General features: G+C 74.3%; 15 protein-coding genes. 11 read left to right on the top strand and 4 right to left on the bottom strand.

From position 1 onward, the window contains the following. Positions 1 to 35: 35 nt before the first annotated feature. From EMA09_RS25615 to EMA09_RS25605, 4 genes are all read left to right on the top strand, one after another. Complete coding sequence (locus tag EMA09_RS25615) at positions 36 to 1,475, top strand: GH1 family beta-glucosidase (protein ID WP_129843326.1); 1,440 nt, start codon at positions 36 to 38, stop codon at positions 1,473 to 1,475. A gap of 75 nt (positions 1,476 to 1,550) precedes the next feature. Further along, positions 1,551 to 1,727, top strand: coding sequence for a hypothetical protein (locus tag EMA09_RS28535; protein ID WP_168220806.1), 177 nt, complete (start codon positions 1,551 to 1,553; stop codon positions 1,725 to 1,727). 52 nt (positions 1,728 to 1,779) lie between these two features. Further along, positions 1,780 to 2,424: an endonuclease gene (locus EMA09_RS25610; RefSeq protein WP_129843325.1), complete on the top strand. Its 645-nt coding sequence runs from the start codon at positions 1,780 to 1,782 to the stop codon at positions 2,422 to 2,424. An 81-nt stretch (positions 2,425 to 2,505) separates the two neighbouring features. Beyond that, the gene (locus tag EMA09_RS25605; protein ID WP_129843324.1) at positions 2,506 to 2,850 is read left to right on the top strand and encodes a DUF3140 domain-containing protein; all 345 of its coding nucleotides are present in this window, start codon (positions 2,506 to 2,508) and stop codon (positions 2,848 to 2,850) included. Positions 2,851 to 2,920: 70 nt separating this feature from the next. Here the strand turns inward: EMA09_RS25605 and EMA09_RS25600 are convergent, their stop codons facing one another. The 3 genes from EMA09_RS25600 to EMA09_RS25590 form a co-directional block, all read right to left on the bottom strand. Next, positions 2,921 to 4,000 (bottom strand): MBL fold metallo-hydrolase, encoded by a 1,080-nt coding sequence (locus EMA09_RS25600; protein ID WP_240796725.1) that lies wholly within the window; start codon positions 3,998 to 4,000, stop codon positions 2,921 to 2,923. 290 nt (positions 4,001 to 4,290) lie between these two features. After that, on the bottom strand, positions 4,291 to 5,391 hold the full coding sequence (locus tag EMA09_RS25595; protein ID WP_129843322.1) for a substrate-binding domain-containing protein: 1,101 nt from the start codon (positions 5,389 to 5,391) through the stop codon (positions 4,291 to 4,293). Next, complete coding sequence (locus tag EMA09_RS25590) at positions 5,388 to 7,358, bottom strand: heparinase II/III family protein (protein WP_240796566.1); 1,971 nt, start codon at positions 7,356 to 7,358, stop codon at positions 5,388 to 5,390. Before EMA09_RS25590 ends, EMA09_RS25595 begins: the two co-directional genes overlap by 4 nt. A gap of 131 nt (positions 7,359 to 7,489) precedes the next feature. Here EMA09_RS25590 and EMA09_RS25585 point away from each other — a divergent pair, with 131 nt between their 5' ends. From EMA09_RS25585 to EMA09_RS25565, 5 genes are read left to right on the top strand one after another with little or no spacing between them, the layout of a single operon-like run. Continuing rightward, positions 7,490 to 8,830, top strand: coding sequence for an extracellular solute-binding protein (locus EMA09_RS25585; protein ID WP_129843320.1), 1,341 nt, complete (start codon positions 7,490 to 7,492; stop codon positions 8,828 to 8,830). Continuing rightward, positions 8,827 to 9,774 (top strand): sugar ABC transporter permease, encoded by a 948-nt coding sequence (locus EMA09_RS25580; protein WP_129843319.1) that lies wholly within the window; start codon positions 8,827 to 8,829, stop codon positions 9,772 to 9,774. The genes EMA09_RS25585 and EMA09_RS25580 overlap by 4 nt, the downstream gene beginning before the upstream one ends. Beyond that, entirely contained in the window at positions 9,771 to 10,655 is an 885-nt protein-coding gene (locus EMA09_RS25575; protein WP_168220805.1) for a carbohydrate ABC transporter permease, read from the top strand. The genes EMA09_RS25580 and EMA09_RS25575 overlap by 4 nt, the downstream gene beginning before the upstream one ends. Next, positions 10,652 to 11,686 (top strand): hydroxyacid dehydrogenase, encoded by a 1,035-nt coding sequence (locus EMA09_RS25570; protein ID WP_240796565.1) that lies wholly within the window; start codon positions 10,652 to 10,654, stop codon positions 11,684 to 11,686. Before EMA09_RS25575 ends, EMA09_RS25570 begins: the two co-directional genes overlap by 4 nt. Then, positions 11,683 to 13,686 carry a DUF2264 domain-containing protein gene (locus EMA09_RS25565; protein ID WP_129843318.1) on the top strand — a complete coding sequence of 668 codons (2,004 nt, stop codon included), beginning with the start codon at positions 11,683 to 11,685 and terminating at the stop codon, positions 13,684 to 13,686. Before EMA09_RS25570 ends, EMA09_RS25565 begins: the two co-directional genes overlap by 4 nt. Here the strand turns inward: EMA09_RS25565 and EMA09_RS25560 are convergent. Next, positions 13,620 to 14,582 carry a sterol desaturase family protein gene (locus tag EMA09_RS25560; RefSeq protein ID WP_129843317.1) on the bottom strand — a complete coding sequence of 321 codons (963 nt, stop codon included), beginning with the start codon at positions 14,580 to 14,582 and terminating at the stop codon, positions 13,620 to 13,622. The genes EMA09_RS25565 and EMA09_RS25560 overlap by 67 nt on opposite strands. A gap of 393 nt (positions 14,583 to 14,975) precedes the next feature. On the opposite strand from EMA09_RS25560, the gene EMA09_RS25555 reads away from it, so the two are divergent. Next, on the top strand, positions 14,976 to 15,818 hold the full coding sequence (locus tag EMA09_RS25555; protein WP_240796564.1) for a phosphatase PAP2 family protein: 843 nt from the start codon (positions 14,976 to 14,978) through the stop codon (positions 15,816 to 15,818). Positions 15,819 to 16,241: 423 nt separating this feature from the next. Beyond that, positions 16,242 to 17,549, top strand: a complete 1,308-nt coding sequence (locus EMA09_RS25550; RefSeq protein ID WP_129843315.1) for a transglycosylase family protein — start codon at positions 16,242 to 16,244, stop codon at positions 17,547 to 17,549. Positions 17,550 to 17,643 lie beyond the last annotated feature (94 nt).

Raw genomic sequence — 17,643 nt, 5'->3', positions numbered from 1 at the left:
GGCCACGCACACGACGATGAGGGCTGCACGACTCCATGAGCGCATCCGAGACGGATCGATCCCTGTCCCCCGATGTTTCTGTTTCCGGTGGTCTGCCGGTGTTTCCGCGGGGGTTCTTCTTCGGGGCGGCGACGGCGAGTTACCAGATCGAGGGCGGGGCCGGGGAGGACGGGCGGGGACCGTCGATCTGGGACACCTACTGCCGCCGGCCGGGCCGGATCACCGGCGGCGCGAGCGGGGACGTGGCCTGTGACCACTACCACCGCTGGCCCGAGGACATCGCCCTGATGAAGGACCTGGGCCTGGACACCTACCGCTTCTCCATCGCCTGGCCCCGTATCCAGCCCACCGGCACCGGCCCCGCCAACACCCCCGGCCTGGACTTCTACGACCGCCTCGTCGACGCCCTCCTGGACGCCGGGATCACCCCCGCCGCCACCCTCTACCACTGGGACCTCCCCCAAGCCCTCGAAGACACCGGGGGCTGGCGGGTCCGCTCCACCGTCGACGCCTTCACCGACTACACCCGCATCGTCGCCGAACGCCTCGGCGACCGCGTCGGCCGCTGGTTCACCCTCAACGAACCCTTCTGCACCGCCTTCGTCGGCCACGCCATCGGCCGCCACGCCCCCGGCACCCGCGAAGGCACCCCCGCCCTGGCCGCCGCCCACCACCTCCTCCTCGCCCACGGCCACGCCGCCCGCATCCTCAAAGACACCACCCGAGGCGACGTCGGCATCGCACTCAACCCCGACCGGCTCCTGCCCGCCACCCACGACCCCGCCGACCTCGCCGCCTGCGCCCGCGCCGAAACCCTCCACAACACCATCTGGCTCGACCCCCTCCTCGCCCACCGCTACCCCACCACCGAAACCGACACCTGGGGCCCCCTCATCCAGGACCCCACCTGGCGCCACGACGGCGACCTCGACATCATCACCACCCCCCTCGACTTCCTCGGCATCAACTACTACCGGCCCATCACCATCGCCCACACCCCCCACCAGGACCCCGACCCCACCACCCGCACCGCCACCGACATCCGCGCCACCGAAACCTGGCAGGACGGCGTCCGCCACACCGCCATGGACTGGCCCGTCGTCCCCTCCTCCCTCACCGACCTCCTCACCGACCTCAAACACCGCTACCCCACCCTCCCCCCCATCGTCATCACCGAGAACGGCTCAGCCGAACACGGCGACACCCCAGGCCCCGACGGCCGCATCCACGACACCGACCGCATCACCTACCTCCACACCCACCTCACCGCCCTCACCCACGCCATCAACAACGGCATCGACATCCGCGGCTACTACGCCTGGTCCCTCATGGACAACTTCGAATGGGCCCACGGCTACACCAAACGCTTCGGCCTCATCCACATCGACTACACCACCCAAACCCGCACCCCCAAAGACAGCTACCACTGGTACCACCACCTCATCACCCACCACCACAACACCCACACCCCCTGACACACCCACACCCGGTGGGCCACCGGTTTCACCGTGTGCGGCCTGGGCACCCGCACTGACCGAGGTGATGAGGAAATGCCGGAGACGGTCAGCAACGCGTACGGCGTCCACCGCGCACCCTGGCGGCGGGAGACGGAACCCTTGCGGCAGGACGCGAACGAGGCACTGCATCTCGCCCCGCGCTGGCAGCGCGGGGCGGCCGGGGCACAGCGCCCGGGCCGCGCTGAGGAGCAGCGTCCCGAGACCGACTGAGCCCGGCCGCCCCTGCGGGCGGCCGGGCGCCGAGGCGGGAGGTGTGCCGGGAATGAGTGCGAGGACCGAGAGGATCGCGCGGGCGCTGCTCGACCGCTGCGGCCGGACGTACGCGGACGAGACGGGCATCCGCCTGCGGAACGCGCCCGGGTCGCTCTACCAGTTGCTCGTGCTGTCCCATCTGCTGTCGGCCCGCATCAGGGCCGATGTCGCGATGGCGGCGGCGCGGGCGCTGTTCGACGCGGGCATGCGCGATCCGCGGCACATGCGGGGCGCGAGCTGGCAGGACCGCGTGGACGCGCTCGGGGCCGGTCACTACCGGCGCTACGACGAGCGGACCGCGACCCAGCTCGGCGACGAGGCCGGCCTGCTGCTGGAGCGGTACGGCGGCGACCTGCGGCGGCTGCGCGGCGACGGTGACGGGAAGGCCGCCGGGCGGCTCACGGAGTTCCGCGGCATCGGGCCGGCCGGCGCGGACATCTTCCTGCGCGAGGCGCAGGCCGTCTGGCCGGAGTACGCGCCCTACATCGACCGCAAGGCGGGCGACGGCGCGGAACGCGTGGGGCTGCCCCCCTCCCCCGGGGCACTCGGTGGGCTGGTGGCCCGCGAGGACCTGGCCCGCCTGTCGGCCGGCCTCGTCCGGGTCGCGCTGGACAAGAAGCTCGCACAGGACGTGGTTGCGGCGGGCCGCGGGTGACACGGGCCGGCGCCGGGACGTTTCCCCACGTCGGCGGCGGGGGACCCGGACGTGACCGGTCCGCCCGACACGGGAGGCAACATGGCCGACGCAGAGGCACTGGAGATCGACGCGCTGTGGGCCGAGTTCCACAACGCGGTGAACATGACGTCCCAGGAGCTGGCCGCGTGGCTGCGGACGAGCAGCGCCGGCGAGCTGAGCGAGGAGGTGCCGGAGAACTCCGGCCCTGAGCAGGGCCGCGGGGTCCTGTCGATCCTGCGGAAACGGCAGATGGATCTGACCGACGACGACGTCTCGCTCATGCGGGACGTGGTGGACGAGGTGACCGCGGAACGCGAGCTGGGTCCCCGGCCGACGGTCCCGGAACCGGACTGGCGCCACCGGCTCATGTCCCTCGGCCACGATCCGCTGCGCGCGGAGGAATGAGGGCCGGCCGGGGCCGGGGCGTGCGCGGATGTCTCCGCCTGACGGCCCGGCCCCGGCCCCGGCCGCGCCGTCAGGCGCCGGGCGCGGCCACCGCCTGCCACCACGGCTCGGTGGGCAGCTCGCCGTCCGGCTCGAAGGACTCCCCGGGGCGCGGCAGCGCGACGGTGACCCCGCGGCCCTTCGCGTCGGCCACCGTGCGTTCGACGGGCTCGTCCCAGGCGTGCAGGGCGAGGTTGAACGTGCCCCAGTGGATGGGCAGCAGCACACCGTGCGGGGTGCCGCCGGACAGGTCGAGGTGCGCCTGGACGCCCTCCTCGGGGGTCATGTGGATGTCCGGCCAGTAGTCGGAGCTGTACGCGCCGATCTGCATCATGGTCGCGTCGAACGGGCCGAGGCGCCGGCCTATCTCGGCGAAGCCGGGGAAGTACCCGGTGTCGCCGCTGTGGAAGACGCGGTGGCGCGGCCCCGTGACGGCCCAGGAGGCCCACAGGGTCCTGCCCTGGTTGCGGACACCGCGCCCGCAGAAGTGCTGGCCGGGGGTGGCGGTGAGGGTCAGCTCGCCGAGGCTCGCGGACTCGTACCAGTCGAGCTCGATGATGCGGGACGGCGGGACGCCCCAGTGCTCCAGGTGGGCGCCGACTCCCAGGGGCACGGCGAAGACGGTGTCCGTGTGGCGGGTGATGGCCCTGACGGTGGGCATGTCGAGGTGGTCGTAGTGGTCGTGGGAGATGACGACCGCGTCGAGGTGCCCGAGGTCGGCGAGCGGCGCGGGCGACGGGTGGAGCCGGCGGGGGCCCGCGAAGGAGAACGGCGAGCAGCGCTCGCCCCAGACCGGGTCGAACAGCAGGCGGTGGCCGTCGATGTGCACGAGGACGCCGGCGTGTCCGGTCCAGGTGAGGCGCAGCCCCGAGGCGGGCGCGCCGCTCAGCTCGGCGGCGCTGGGGCGGACGACCGGCAGCCTGCCGGCCGGCTTGCGCCGCACGCGGTCGGAGCGGCGGAGGAAGTCCCGCAGCATCGGGAGGGCGGCCCGGGGGGCCGCGGTGGTGGTGGACCGCTCGTTGCGGAAGGCGCCGTCGCGGAACTGCGGTGAGCGGCGGATGCGGGCGAGCCGTTCACCGGTGGGCTCGGCGCCGAAGGAGGCGGGCCACAGCCGGGGCCGCGCGGGGCGGGCGGCCGTGGAAGCCGGGGGGGCCGGGGATCTCGGCGCTGCGGATGGTTCGGACACAGGAACCTCCCTGGACACGGTTGACGCAACTGTAGTGGACGTCAGTGACAATGCGTGACGAACCGTGGGATTCACCGGGCGAACGACCGTGCGGCGACCTGCGGTTGACGCGCGGCGAACCGGCGTACCGGCGGGAAGGACGCGGCACGGCCGGTCCACGTTGCCTCCCCCGGGGCTGAAGGTGCGGAAGTGGCATGAGGGGCGGGTGCGACCGGTCAGGCACCGGGGTGCCCGCCGCATGATTCCCTGATCTCCAGGGTCGGCCACAGTTCCACCCGGTGGACGGGCCGCGGGCCGGCCTCCGCGGCCCGGGCGAGGGCGAGTTCGGCGGCGAGGCGGCCGAGCCGGTGCTTCTGGGGCCGCACGGCCGTCAGCGGCGGGTCGGACGTGGCGGCGACCTCGTCGTCGTAGGAGACGAAGGCCAGTTCGCCGGGGACGGCGATCCCGAGGTCGCGGGCGCGCTCGACCATCCCGATGGCCTCGCGGTCGGAGTGGACCAGCAGAGCGCGCACGCCGTCCTCCCGGCAGCGGCGCAGCACGGCGTCGTAGGTGGCGGCCCAGCCGGGTGTGCCGTACGCCGGCACGTCGATGTCGAGTCCTGGGTCGGCCGGCAGGCCGAGTTCACGGGTCGTCTCCTCCCAACCGCGCCGAAGGGCACGGCTGGTGGGGCTGGTGCGGGAGGTGACGAGGGCGACGGAGCGGTGGCCGAGCGTCACGAGGTGGCGTACGGCGAGCCCGGCGCCCAGCGCGTGGGCCGTGGTGGCGGCGTCCAGCGCGAGGGTCGGCAGTGCCGGCGGCGGCAGGCGCTCGACGAGGGTGACGGGTACCGGCAGACCACCGAGCCAGCGGAGGAGTTCGAGGCCGGCGGGGCCGGTGACGACGGGGGCGGCGAGCAGGGTGCGCACCCCGCGGTCGAGCAGCGCGGCGATCTGGCGCCGGTCCTCGGCCGGATCGTAGGAGGAGACGCGCATGACGAGCCGCCCGCCCGCCGCCTGCACGGCGGTCTGGGCTCCCTGGACGACGTGCGGCCAGTAGTACTCGACGGAGGGCACGACCATGCCGACCAGCGTCCCGGCGGCCGGCGGTCCGAAGACGGTGCCGCCGTCGGCCTGCTGCTCCTGCCGTCCGAGGCGGTGCGGCAGGGTGACCCCGCCGTGGACGCGCAGCAGCAGGCCGCGGTCGGCGAGTTCGGTCACGTCGCGCCGGACCGTGACCGCCGACACGCCCAGACGGTGGACGAGATCGGCGAGGCGCACCGTTCCCTCGCTCCGCACGGCGGCGAGGATCACGGCGTGCCGCTCGGCGGCCAGGGTCATGGCAGGACCTCCATCCGGACGTCGAGCGCGGTGACGGCGGGCCGCGCGGTGAGGGTGAGCCGGGTGAGCCGCTCGCCCCAGGACGCCCGCAGCAGCGGGTCGTCCAGTTCCCGGTGGTCGAGCGCGGCCGTCGCGGCCGCCGGGTCCCACGTGATGCGCAGGGCGCGGCCGTCCGGCGGGCGGACCGTGGCGTGGGCGGCGGCGAGTCCGACTTCGCCGGCGAGGATGTGGCGCAGGCGGACGGTGCGGCCCGCGCCGGTCCAGCGGTCGCCGACGACCACCTGCGCGGGGGCGGTTCCGTGCGCGGTCCGGGCCGGCCGTACGAGGCGGACGGTGCGGTGCCAGCCGTCGAGGGTGCCGGGCGGGTAGGCGGCGGTGAGATCGGCGGCCAGCTCCGCCGCCCCGTCGGTCAGCCGGGCCTCGGCGCCGCGCGCGGCGCGGTCGGCGCCGGGGGCCTGCTCGGCCCCGGGTTCGGGGACGTTGTGCCAGGCGCTGCGCAGCGGCCAGGCGGTGTAACGGCCGGGTCCGAAGCTGTCGGCGGTGTACGTGGGCTGGCCTATGTCCACGATCAGGGGGCGGCCGTCGACGGCGACCCAGTACGAGCCGACGTCCAGGTGGTTGTGGCGCTCGCCGTTGTGCCCGGCCTTGGCGGCGACGGTGAGGCCGCGGGCCGAGCGCGGCCGTTCGCGGGCGACCAGCACCTGGACGCGCGGCAGCCACTGCGCGGGGGCGAGCCACGGGCTGTCGCCGGCTTCTGCGCGGTCGGCGCGGGCGGCCGTGTGGGCGGCGTTCCACAGCGGGTCGGCGAGGGCGGCGAGGGCGCTGCCGAGGCCGGCCTCGGGCCGGGCGGCGAGCGGGTCGGCGGCGGCGCGGGCGAGGGCGTGGGCGCGGACGGCCGGGTCGCCGATGGCGGCTCCCCAGCGGTGGAGCACGTGCCAGGGCTGGGGTCCCGCAAGACGGGCGCGCGCGTCGCCCGGGTTGACGTACCAGGGGCCGCCGAGGTGCATCCGGTGGGGGAAGCGCGCGAGTTGACGCAGGACCGGCAGGTCGCGCGCGTCCAGGCGCGGACCGCCCGCGGCGGCCACGAGGTCGAGGCTCTCCAGCAGCCGGCAGGCACCGTGCCACCAATAGGCGACTCCCTCGTCGACACCGCCGTCGTCGGGCAGCGCGGCGATGAACCGGTCGAGCCCCGCGAGGGCGAGGCGCACGACGCGGGCGCGGTCCGCGGGGTCGTCGGTGAGGAGCAGCGCGGCGGCGAGCACGGCGCTGTGGATCCAGGGGTTCCAGTTGTCGGCGGGCTTGCCGATGCCGATCCAGTGCCAGTCGCGGACGCGGACGAACGGTTCGACGGCGCGGGCCGCGACCTCGCGCCGGATGCGGCGGCGGAGCCCGGGAACGCGCCGGTCGAGGTGCGGGCCGAGCACGTGGTCCGCCCAGGCGAGCAGCGCGGTGACCTCGGCGGCGCCCAGGTCGAGGAACGGGTCGTCCGGGTCGGCGAGGACCTCGCCGCGGGCGGCGGTGCGGGTGTCGTGCGGCGCCCAGCACCAGGTGGTGGTCTCGCACAGGGCGACGATGCCGTCGGCGGCGGCGTCGAGGTGGGGGGTCGCGCCGGGTGGCGCGGTCGCGTCAGCCTGTTCCCCGGTGAGGACGGCGGCGAGGACGAACAGCGCGGTGCGGGTGCGCAGTTCCCTGGCGGGGTCCTCGTGTGCCGTGCGGACGCCGTCGCGGAGGGCGCGGGACCAGTCCGACGCTCGGAGGACCGGTGGCGGGCGGCGCAGCGCGGAGGCGGCGAGCGCGAGGAGGCCCTCGCGGGTCGCGGGGGCGACGGCGTCCCAGGTGGCGCGGTCGGTCACCGGTGGCACGGGCAGCCGTTCCGGCGCGTCCCGCAGGGCGTCGGCGAGCGGGTCGTGACCGTCGGCGGGCGGCTCGGTGAGGGCGAGCCGCGCGCTGAGGGTGTTCCCTGCCACTTTCGCTCCTGATCGATTCTGAACGATTGTGTCGAACTGATTGACTCGAACTATCGCACACCGTTGAAGTGGGCCGGCATCCCCGGGCTCACCGGGGCGCACCCCAACGGGGCTCAGAGGGGAAGTGAACAATGACGTTTTCCACGGGGGCACCGGCCCTCGGCCACCCCCGCCGCGCCTTCCTGCGCGCCACGGCCGGCGCGGCGGCACTCGCCGCCGGCGGCACCGCGCTGACCGGCTGCTCATCATCGACGACCGCTTCAGGCGCGACCCGCGTCACCATCTGGTCGTGGATGACCGGCATGGACCGGTACGTGGCGGCGTTCAACGCGGCCCAGGACGACGTGCGAGTCGAGCTGAGCGTCATCGCCGCCGGCCTGTCCGGGGGGTACGCGCAGCAGACCAACGCCATCCGCGCCCACAACGCGCCCGACATCCTCCATGTCGAGTACCAGGGACTCATCCAGGTCATGGCCACCGGCGGCCTGCGCGAGATCACCGACGAGATGGCCGACCTGGCGGACGGCTACTCCGAGGCCGCCTGGCGCGCGGTCCGCCCGGACGGCAGGACGTGGGCCGTCCCCATGGACATGGCCCCCATGGCGTTCTACTACCGCAAGGACCTGTTCGACGCGCACGGCATCGACGTCCCGCGCACCTGGGACGACTTCGCCGCCGCGGCCGAGGCGGTGCGCGCCGCCGACCCGGGCGCGCGGATCACCACCTTCCCGCTCAACGACGGCTCGTTCTTCGCCGGCATGTCCTGGGGCGCGGGCGACCCGTGGTGGCGGATCGAGGGCGACACCTGGATCGTCGACGTGGCCGGCGACGGGACGCTGCGCACCGGCGACTACTGGCAGGACCTCATCGCCTACGACCTCGTCGCCGCCGGCGGCACCGGCACGCAGGACTGGATCGCCGGCATGCACGAGGGCCGGCTGTGGGGGCTCCTCGGCGCGGCCTGGAGCGTCGGCACGCTCAAGAAGTCCATCCCCGACGACACCGGGCGCTGGGCCGTCGCCACGATGCCGGTCTGGCGCGCCGACGCCCCTGCCAACGGCATGCAGGGCGGCACCGCGTTCGGCATATCGAGGGAGAGCGAGGTCGCCGACGCCGCCCTGACGTTCCTGCGCTGGCTGAGCACCGACCCCGAGGTCCCGCGCATCGGCGCCGAGTTCACCTCCCCCTTCCCCGCCTACCTGCCGAACCGCGACGTCGCGCGGCAGGTCGTGCAGAACGACTACTTCATCGGCGACGCCGTGTACGACGTCCTCGACGAGGCCGACGCCCGGGTGCCGGAATGGACCTGGGGACCGAACGCCCTCGGTCTGTTCTCGTCGATCGCCGACGCCCTGGGCGGCGTCAGCACCGGCGGCACCACCATCCCGCGGGCCATGCGCGGCGTGCAGGCGGAGGCCCTCTCCGACATGCGCGACCGCGGGCTCTCCGTCCGCGAGGGGAGCCCGGCATGACCGCCACCGCCCCCGCGCCCGCGCCCACCGAGGGAAACGCCGCGCCGGACGACCGGAGCACCCCGCCGCGGCGCTCCCCCGGACACCGCACGCGGCTCGCCGGCCTCGCGCTGGCCGCCCCGTTCGCCGTCCTGCTGCTGTGCACCGTGCTGGTGCCCATCGGCTACGCCCTGTACCTCAGTCTGTTCACCGAACGCCTCTCCGGGCTCGGCTTCGACGGCCCGCACGACGTCTTCGTATGGTTCGCCAACTACGGGGAGGTCCTGTCGGACGGGGCGTTCCTCGACAGCGTCGGGCATGTCGCCCTGTACGCCGTCGTCCACGTCCCGCTGATGCTCGGGCTCGCGCTGGCCCTCGCCCTGCTGCTGGACGGCGCGATGGTGCGGCTCCGCCAGGTGTGGACGCTCGCCGTCTTCATCCCGCACGCCGTGCCCGGTGTCATCGCGGGCCTCATCTGGGCGTACCTGTTCAGCCCGGGCGTCGGCCCCCTGAACGACGTCCTGCCCTGGGACCCGCTGGGCAGCAACGGTGTCCTGCCGTCCATCGTCACGATGGCGACCTGGCAGTGGACCGGCTACAACATGATCATCTTCCACACGGCGCTGCGCACCGTGCCGCGCGAGGTGCTTGAGGCCGCGCGGGTCGACGGGGCCGGCCCCCTGCGCACGGCCCTCACCGTCAAGGTCCCCCTGATCCGGCCGACCGTCTTCGTCGCCCTCGTCTTCACGGTCATCGGGTCGCTCCAGCTGTTCACCGAACCCCTCGTGCTGCGGGCGTTCAGCCCCTCCGTCACCAGCACGTGGACGCCGAGCCTCTACGTCTACGAGGCCGCCTTCATCAGCAACGACTACGGCCGGGCCGCCGCCGCCTCACTGCTGCTGGCCGCCGCGTCCGCCGTCCTGTCGGCCGTCGTCATGCGCCTGTCCTCCCGGAGGTCCCGATGACCGCCCCGACCACTGTCAGGACCGCCCGCGACGGACGGCGCCCCGCCTCCCGCTGGATGTCGCGCGGCGCCGTGCACACCCTGCTCGCCGTCGCCGCCCTCTACAGCCTCCTCCCGCTGGTGTGGCTCGTGACCTCGGCCACCAAGAACGTCGGCGACTTCTCGACCACCAGCGCCTTCGCCCTCGGCGACTGGAACCTGTGGACCAACCTGGGCGACCTCTTCGCCGAGGAGGACGGCGTCTTCCTCGACTGGGTGCGCAACTCCCTCCTGTACGCCGGTCTCGGCTCGGTCCTGGGCGCGCTGATCTGCTCGGCCTGCGGCTACGCCATCGCCAAGCTGCGCTTCCCGGGCCGGCGCCTGCTGTTCGCCGTCACCCTCACCGGCGTGCTCGTGCCCACGACCGCGCTCGCCCTGCCCCTCTACCTGCTCGCGTCCGAACTCCGGATCGTCGACACGTTCTGGGCCGTCTTCATCCCGCTGCTCACCAACCCGTTCGGCGTCTACCTGGCCCGCGCCTACGCGGAGGCCGCCATCCCCGACGAGGTCCTGGAGGCGGCCCGCCTCGACGGGGCGGGCGAGCTGCGGATCTTCTTCACCATCGTGCTGCCCATGATGCGGCCCGGCGTGGTGACGATCCTCCTGTTCCAGTTCGTGGGCATCTGGAACAACTTCTTCCTGCCGCTCGTCATGCTCACCGACCCGCGTCTCTTCCCGATGACGCTCGGTCTGTACCAGTGGAGTTCCCGCGTGTCCCAGTTCCCCCAGTACAACCCGCTCGTGATCACGGGCTCGCTGCTGGCCGTCGTGCCGCTCGTCGTCGCGTTCATCGTGCTCCAGCGGCAGTGGCGTTCCGGCCTGGCCGCGGGGAGCGTCAAGTGACGGCCGCGGGCGCGGCGGACGCGCGCCGGCCCGAGACGCTCGTCGTGATGGACCGCGCGTGGTTCGGCGTCCAGTTCGGCGACGCCGAGCTGGCGCGGCTGGGGGCACTCGCGTCCCTCGGCGACCCAGTCGTCACCGACGAGCTGGACTCCCCCGCCGTCCGCCGCCGCCTCGCCCGCGCCGAGGTCCTCCTCACCTCATGGGGCTGCCCGCCCCTCGACGCGGAGGTCCTGGACGCGGCACCGCGCCTGCGCGCGGTGCTCCACGCCGCGGGCACGGTGCGCGGCCACGTGGGGGCGGCCGCCTTCGACCGCTCCCTGCTGGTGACGACCGCCGCCGCCGCGAACGCCGAGCCCGTCGCCAGGTTCACCCTCGGCGCGGTGCTGTGGGCGTTCAAGAAGGTGCCGTTCCTCGCCGCCGAGGCCCGCGGCGCGCGCACCGACTGGTCCTACCGCGACCGGCACGGCGAGCTGTCCGGCAGCGACCGCACGGTCGTCCTCGTCGGCTTCTCCCGCGTCGGCCGCCGCGTGTGCGAACTCCTCGTCGGGCTGCGGCTCGCCCGGGTCCTCGTCGTCGACCCGGTCGCCGACCCGGCGGCGGTCCGGGCGGCGGGGGCCGAGCCGGCCACGCTCGCCGAGGCACTTCCCCGGGCCGACGTGCTCAGCCTGCACGCCCCCTCCCTGCCGGCCACCCGGCACATGATCGCCGCCCCCGAACTCGCGGCGCTCCCGGACGGCGCCGTCATCATCAACACCGCCCGCGGCGCCCTGGTGGACACCGCCGCCCTCACCGAGGCGTGCGCCGGCGGCCGCCTGTACGCAATGCTGGATGTCACGGAGCCCGAGCCGCTGCCCGCCGACTCCCCGCTGTACGACCTGCCGAACGTCATGGTGACGCCGCACATCGCCGGCTCCCTCGGCTCCGAGACACGCCGCATGACGGCCGCAGCCCTCGACGAGCTGGAGCGCTACGCCCGCGGCGAACCGCCCATCGACCCCGTCACGCGCGACGGACTGGCGGTGCAGGCATGACGGCCCCGCCGCCGGAGGACCGCGCGCTGTCGCCGTACACGGGCTGGACGCGCGCCCATGTCGCCGCGTACGCGGACCGGCTGCTGGCCGCGGCCGGCCGGTACCGCTCGCCGCTCGGCGCCCGGGTGGACCTGCCGGGACCGGCCAGCCGACACGGCAGGGCGTCGGACGGTCTCGAAGGGTTCGCGCGCACCTTCCTCCTCGCCGGCTTCCGCGTCGCCGGGGAGGGCGGCGCCGACCCGGACGGCCTGCTCGACCGGTACGCGGAGGGCCTGGCGGCCGGCACCGACCCGGCCGGTCCCGAGTACTGGCCGCGCCCCGACGAGCTGGGCCAGGCCAAGGTCGAGGCCGCGTCCATCGCGCTGATCCTCCAGCTGACCCGCCCCTGGCTGTGGGACCGCCTGGACGACGGGGTGCGCGAGCGGACCGTCGCCTGGCTCGCCACCGTCGTCGGACAGCCCTACCCGCCCATCAACTGGGTGTGGTTCCGGATCGTGGTGGAGTCCTTCCTGCGCGAGGCGGGCGGCCCCTGGTCGGCCGCCGACATCGAAGAAGACCTCGCCGTCCACGCGGCGTTGCGCCGGCCGGGCGGCTGGCTCAGCGACCACGCGGAGGAACGCGCCTACGACCACTACACCGGGTGGGCACTGCACCTCTATCCCGCTCTGTGGACACGGCTCTTCGACGTGACCGGCGTTCTGTGCCCCCCTGCCCTGCGCGCCCGCTGGGACGCCGACCTCGGCGACTACCTGCGGGACGCGGTGCACCTCATCGGCGCGGACGGCTCGCCCCTGCTCCAGGGGCGCAGCCTCGTCTACCGCTTCGCCGCGGCCGCGCCGCTGTGGGCGGGCGCGATCGCCGCCCCGGACGCCCTGCCGCCCGGTCTGACCCGCCGGGCCGCCGTGGGCATCGTGCGGCACTTCGCCGACCGGGGTGTGCCGGAGCCGGACGGACGGCTCACCCTCGGCTGGTACCGCGCCTGGCCGCCCATGCGGCAGGCGTACTCGGGCCCCGGCTCGCCGTACTGGGCGTCGAAGGGGCTGCTCGGCCTCGCGCTTCCGGCGGACCACCCGGTCTGGACCGCCGCGGAGGAGCCCCTCCCCGTCGAACGCGGCGACACCGCGCGCGTCGTGGCGGCGCCGGGCTGGCTGGTGACGGGCCGGCGGGCCGACGGCGTGGTGCGCGTCCTCAACCACGGCACCGACCACGCCGCGCCCGGGGCCGTGACGACCGACTCCCCCCTGTACGCGCGCCTCGGGTACTCCACCGCGACGCTCCCGCCGCTGACCGGCCCCACCCTCGGCGCCCCCCTGGACAACGCCGTGGCCGTCCTGGACGACCGGGGCCGCGCAACGCACCGCACGGGCTTCGCCGCCCTCTACGCCACCGTGCTGCCCTGCGGTACGCCCGCCGCCGCGTCCGGCGGCCGGGTGTCCTGGGTGGACGCCTCGGACGACATGTCGCCCGACCACGGCTCCGGACGCACCGGGCGGATCGTGCCGGGGCCGCTGGTGACGGTCGCGTCGGCCGTGCGCGGCGGGACGGAGGTACGGCTCGTACGGCTGGCCGTGCCGCCCGGCACCGCGGCCGGCGCCTCGGTCCGGCTCGGCGGCTGGCCCGTGGCCGCCGACGCCCCGCCCGCCGCCGGCCGGACGCCGGAGACCGGACACGGCCCGGGCGCCGAGGCGGCCACCCCGACGCTCCGCTCCTCCGTGCGCGGCCTGCTCGGCTTCACGGTGTCGGACGTGGCCGTGGAGCGGGACACCGGCCCGCTCGGCGAGTGGACCGCGATCCCCTGGCTGGCGACCGACGCCCCCGCGCCGGACGGTGGCGTCCTCGCCGCGGCCGTCCGACTCGACGGCGGCACCGGACCCGACGCCGGCACCGGCACGGACACCGCCACGGCCGGCCCCGAGGTGACCGCGGGAGCCGGTCACGCCCTGGTGCGCTGGCCGGACGGCACCACTTCGGAGGTGCCGCTGCCCCTCCCGCCCGCCTGACCGCCAGTGCCCGGCTCCCCGTCAGCGGGGGCCGGCCGGGCCGGGACGGCGGAGCGCCGCCAAGGGTGCGCCAGGCTCGCGATCACCTCGCCGGTCCCGGGGAAGGAGGAGGGGTCCACCACTCCCACCGCCGCCGGCCGGCGCCCGGGCCGCCATGTGAAGCTGCCGAAGACGTGGTCCCACAGGGACAGGTCGGTGGCGTAGTGCCCGGCTTCGGCGAGGTCGGTGCTGTGGTGCAGCCGGTGCTGCTCGGGACCGACCACCACGTGGTTCAGCCAGCCGAGGCGGACCTCCGCGTTGGTGTGGCTGAAGTACCCCTGGACGATGACGACCAGGCCCACGACGAAGACGCAGTTCCCGGAGAAGCCGGTCACCGCCAGCGCGAACTGGCTCGCGGCCTGGGAGAGCGCCACGTCGAGTATGTGGTTGACCCCGGTGTTGCCCACATTGACCTTCTCCGGCACGTGGTGCAGGCCGTGGACGCGCCACAGCCACGGGTTGGTGTGGCCGAGACGGTGCACCCCGTAGCCGACCAGCGAGGTGGCCAGGAGGGCGACGGGTATCTCGCCCCCCAGGGGCAGCAGGGAGCCGGGCCCGGCGAGCGTCCCCGCCAGCGTCGCGACCACGCCCTGCCCGACGGCGGTGCCGATCACGGAAAGGCCGAAATAGACGCCGTACCAGCGCCATTCCCGCCGGTCGGGGTGCCACGAGCGGTCGTGCGGGATGGCCCTCTCCAGCGCCACGAGGCACGTCAGGGTGCCGATCATGAAGAGGGCCGACACGGTGCCCTGGTCCCACTCCCGGCGCACCGTGAGGACCGCCACGGTGACGAGCGCGGCGAGCAGCACCGGGTAGGCCAGGTGCCCCAGCAGCGGGGCCGGCGGCTGTCGGCTCATACGCGTGCACACCTCCTTGTGACAGACTTCGCGTCGCGCCCCCGTTCGCGTGACCGGTGCGCGCGAGCCGTGTCCCCCACCACAGCCCTTCACGCACAGCAACAGCATGCACGCTTTTGGATACTCTCCGCAATCCCCCTGTGGGGGCGTGCGGTGGTGACCGCGGGAGCGCGGCCCCCCGCGCACGCCGCCCCCCACGGGGCCGATCCTGGGTGACGTGCCCTCCGGAAAAGGGGGTAGGCGTGAGACCATCGCCCGACCGGGAGGACGGCCTCGTAAACTCGGCGCGGGGGAACTGAAGACCGCACTGCGGCCCGGCGGAGACGTCCGCGTTTCCGCGCCCCGGCCCGGTACTCCTGCCATTCGGGAATAGAGCTTATGCAACGTACTGGTGTGCTGAAGCGAGTCCTCACCGCCCGGAAGCGGCCCGCGCTCTCGCCGAGACCGCCGCTGGTCCGTGAACTCCTGCTGGTGACAGCGCTCTATCTCGCCTACAAATTCGGCAGGCGCGTCGCCAACGGCCAGTTCGCCGACGCGTACGACAACGCGCACCTGGTGTGGGACCTCGAACGCGCCCTCCATCTCCCGAGCGAGGGCTGGGTCCAGGATCTCCTGATGCACAGCGAGCCGGTGATCCGCTTCATCAATGTGTACTACGCGACCGTGCATTTCCCGGCCATGCTGGTCTTCCTCGTGTGGATGTACTGGCGCCGCCCGGGCCACTATCTGTGGGTCCGCTGGGTGCTCACCTGGCTGACGGCCGCCGCCCTCGTCCTCCACCTGCTGGTGCCGCTCGCGCCGCCCCGCCTCTTCCGGCCGAGCGGACTCCTGGACACCGGCCGGATCTTCGGGCCCGCGGTCTACGGCAAGCCCGAGGCGGACTCGATGGCCAACCAGTTCGCCGCGATGCCGTCCCTGCACGTCGGCTGGGCGCTCGTGATCGCGATCGCCCTCATCGTCTCCTGCCGCAGCCGCCTGCGCTGGCTGTGGCTCCTGCACCCGGCGATCACCGTGCTCGCGGTCGTGAGCACGGGGCACCACTACTGGATGGACGGCATCGTGGCCGCCACGTTCCTGGCCCTCATCCTGGCCGTCCTGCGTCCGCCGCGCCGCGCGGCACCGGCGGACGCGCCGCCCACCCCGGCACCGGCGGAACGGCCGGCCGTGGCGGCGGTGGGCGGCACCCCACGGACGGAACCGGCGCCGACGGCCGACCTCGCCCACCGCGACGGCTGATACGGGAGGGCGGGATCCGGTCCCCTTCGTTCCCGCCCTCCCCTCCCCCCCCCTCGTCCGCCCCTTCCGCAACAGGCAGGAATGCGCGATCAAGAGGGCGCGGCGACCTTTCCCGAACATGGCCGGAAAACAGCGCGCCACGGCCTGTTCGCATCCCCGGAATGGATCACCGGCCCTTTTCCGCCCACCGGACAGGCCCCTGACATGCGGGAAAGGGGCAGCGCCTTTCCGGCACGCCCGCACAGGCCATTTCCCTGTCCCTTCCACCGCACCGGTGTGCTCCGGGGGCGCGCCCCCCGCTGCACCGGACGCGCCTTGCCGTGCCCATTGCCCGCCCCTATGGTGGGTCCGCCCTGACAACTCCCGTGTCGGGCGCACCAATCGGAGGGCGAAAGGGCCTGCCGGCCGGGGAGGGGAACGCCCGTGACCACTCGTGGACGCCACCGCCGTCACCGACCGAACGCGGTCTCCCGCGCGTCGCTGACCGTCACCGCGTCGGGCGCCGGCCTCGCGCTGCCGCTCATCGGCGCGACGGGCGCCTCGGCCGCGTCGGACGACACGTGGGAGCAGGTCGCCGAGTGCGAGAGCAGCGGCCGCTGGGACATCAACACGGGCAACGGCTTCTACGGCGGCCTCCAGTTCCAGCAGAGCACCTGGGAGGCGTACGGCGGCACGGCCTACGCGCCCCGCGCCGACCTCGCGACCCGTGAGCAGCAGATAGCGGTCGCCGAGGCGGTGCTCGAAGGCCAGGGACCGGGTGCCTGGCCCGCCTGCTCGGACGAGGCGGGACTCACCCGCGGCGGCCCCGCACCGGAGTCCGTGCCGCAGGAGGAGGTGGCGGCGCCGCGGCAGGCCGCCGCGGAGGTGACCTCCGTCCCGACCCAGCCCCGGCAGACGGCCGGCCGCTACGAGGTGGTGAGCGGCGACACGCTCTCCGCGATCGCCCTCGACCAGGAGGTGCGCGGCGGCTGGCAGACCCTCTACGAGCTCAACAGGTCGACGGTCGGTTCCGACCCCGATCTGATCTTCCCTGGCCAGCGGCTCGTCCTGCGCGGCGAGTCGTCCCCGGAGGCGCCCGCCGCCGGCGAGGAGACCGCCGACGAGGGGGCAGGGCAGGCGGCGGCCGAGGCAGCCGAGGAGGCCGAACGCGAAGCCGCCGAAGAGGCCGAACGCGCGGCGGCCGAGGCGGCCGAAGAGGCTGAACGCGAAGCCGCCGAGGCAGCCGAACGCGAAGCCGCGGAACAGGCCGAGCGCGAGGCGGAGGAAGCGGCGGCCCGCGAGGCCGAGGAGGCCGCGGAGCAGGCCGCCGCCGAACGCGAGCGCGCCGCCGCCTACACCGCCCCCGTGTCCGCGGGCACCGGCACCGCGTACCACGCCACCGGCAGTTCCTGGTCGCGCGGCTACCACACCGGCGTCGACTTCCCCGTCTCCACCGGCACCTCGGTGAAGTCCATCGCCGCCGGCGAGGTCGTCTCGGCCGGCTGGTCCGGTTCGTTCGGCTACGAGGTGGTCATCCGGCACGAGGACGGCAGGTACAGCCAGTACGCGCACCTCTCCGCCATCTCCGTCTCCGCCGGGCAGCCCGTCAGCGGCGGACAGCGCATCGGACGGTCCGGCTCCACCGGCAACTCCACCGGCCCGCACCTCCACTTCGAGATCCGCACGGGCCCCGGCTTCGGCACGGACATCGACCCCCTGGCCTACCTGCGCGACCACGGCGTGACGATCTGACCCGTGCTCCGGCCTCCTCCCCCGCCCCTCACCGATGACGGAACCCATGCATCCACCAGTCGCCAACCAGCAGGATTTTCAGGACAGATGCTCT

The organism is Streptomyces sp. RFCAC02, from assembly GCF_004193175.1.
GTDB lineage: Bacteria > Actinomycetota > Actinomycetes > Streptomycetales > Streptomycetaceae > Streptomyces.
Note: the sequence above shows the minus strand (reverse complement) of the source record. Positions and strands in the feature narration are given on the sequence as shown.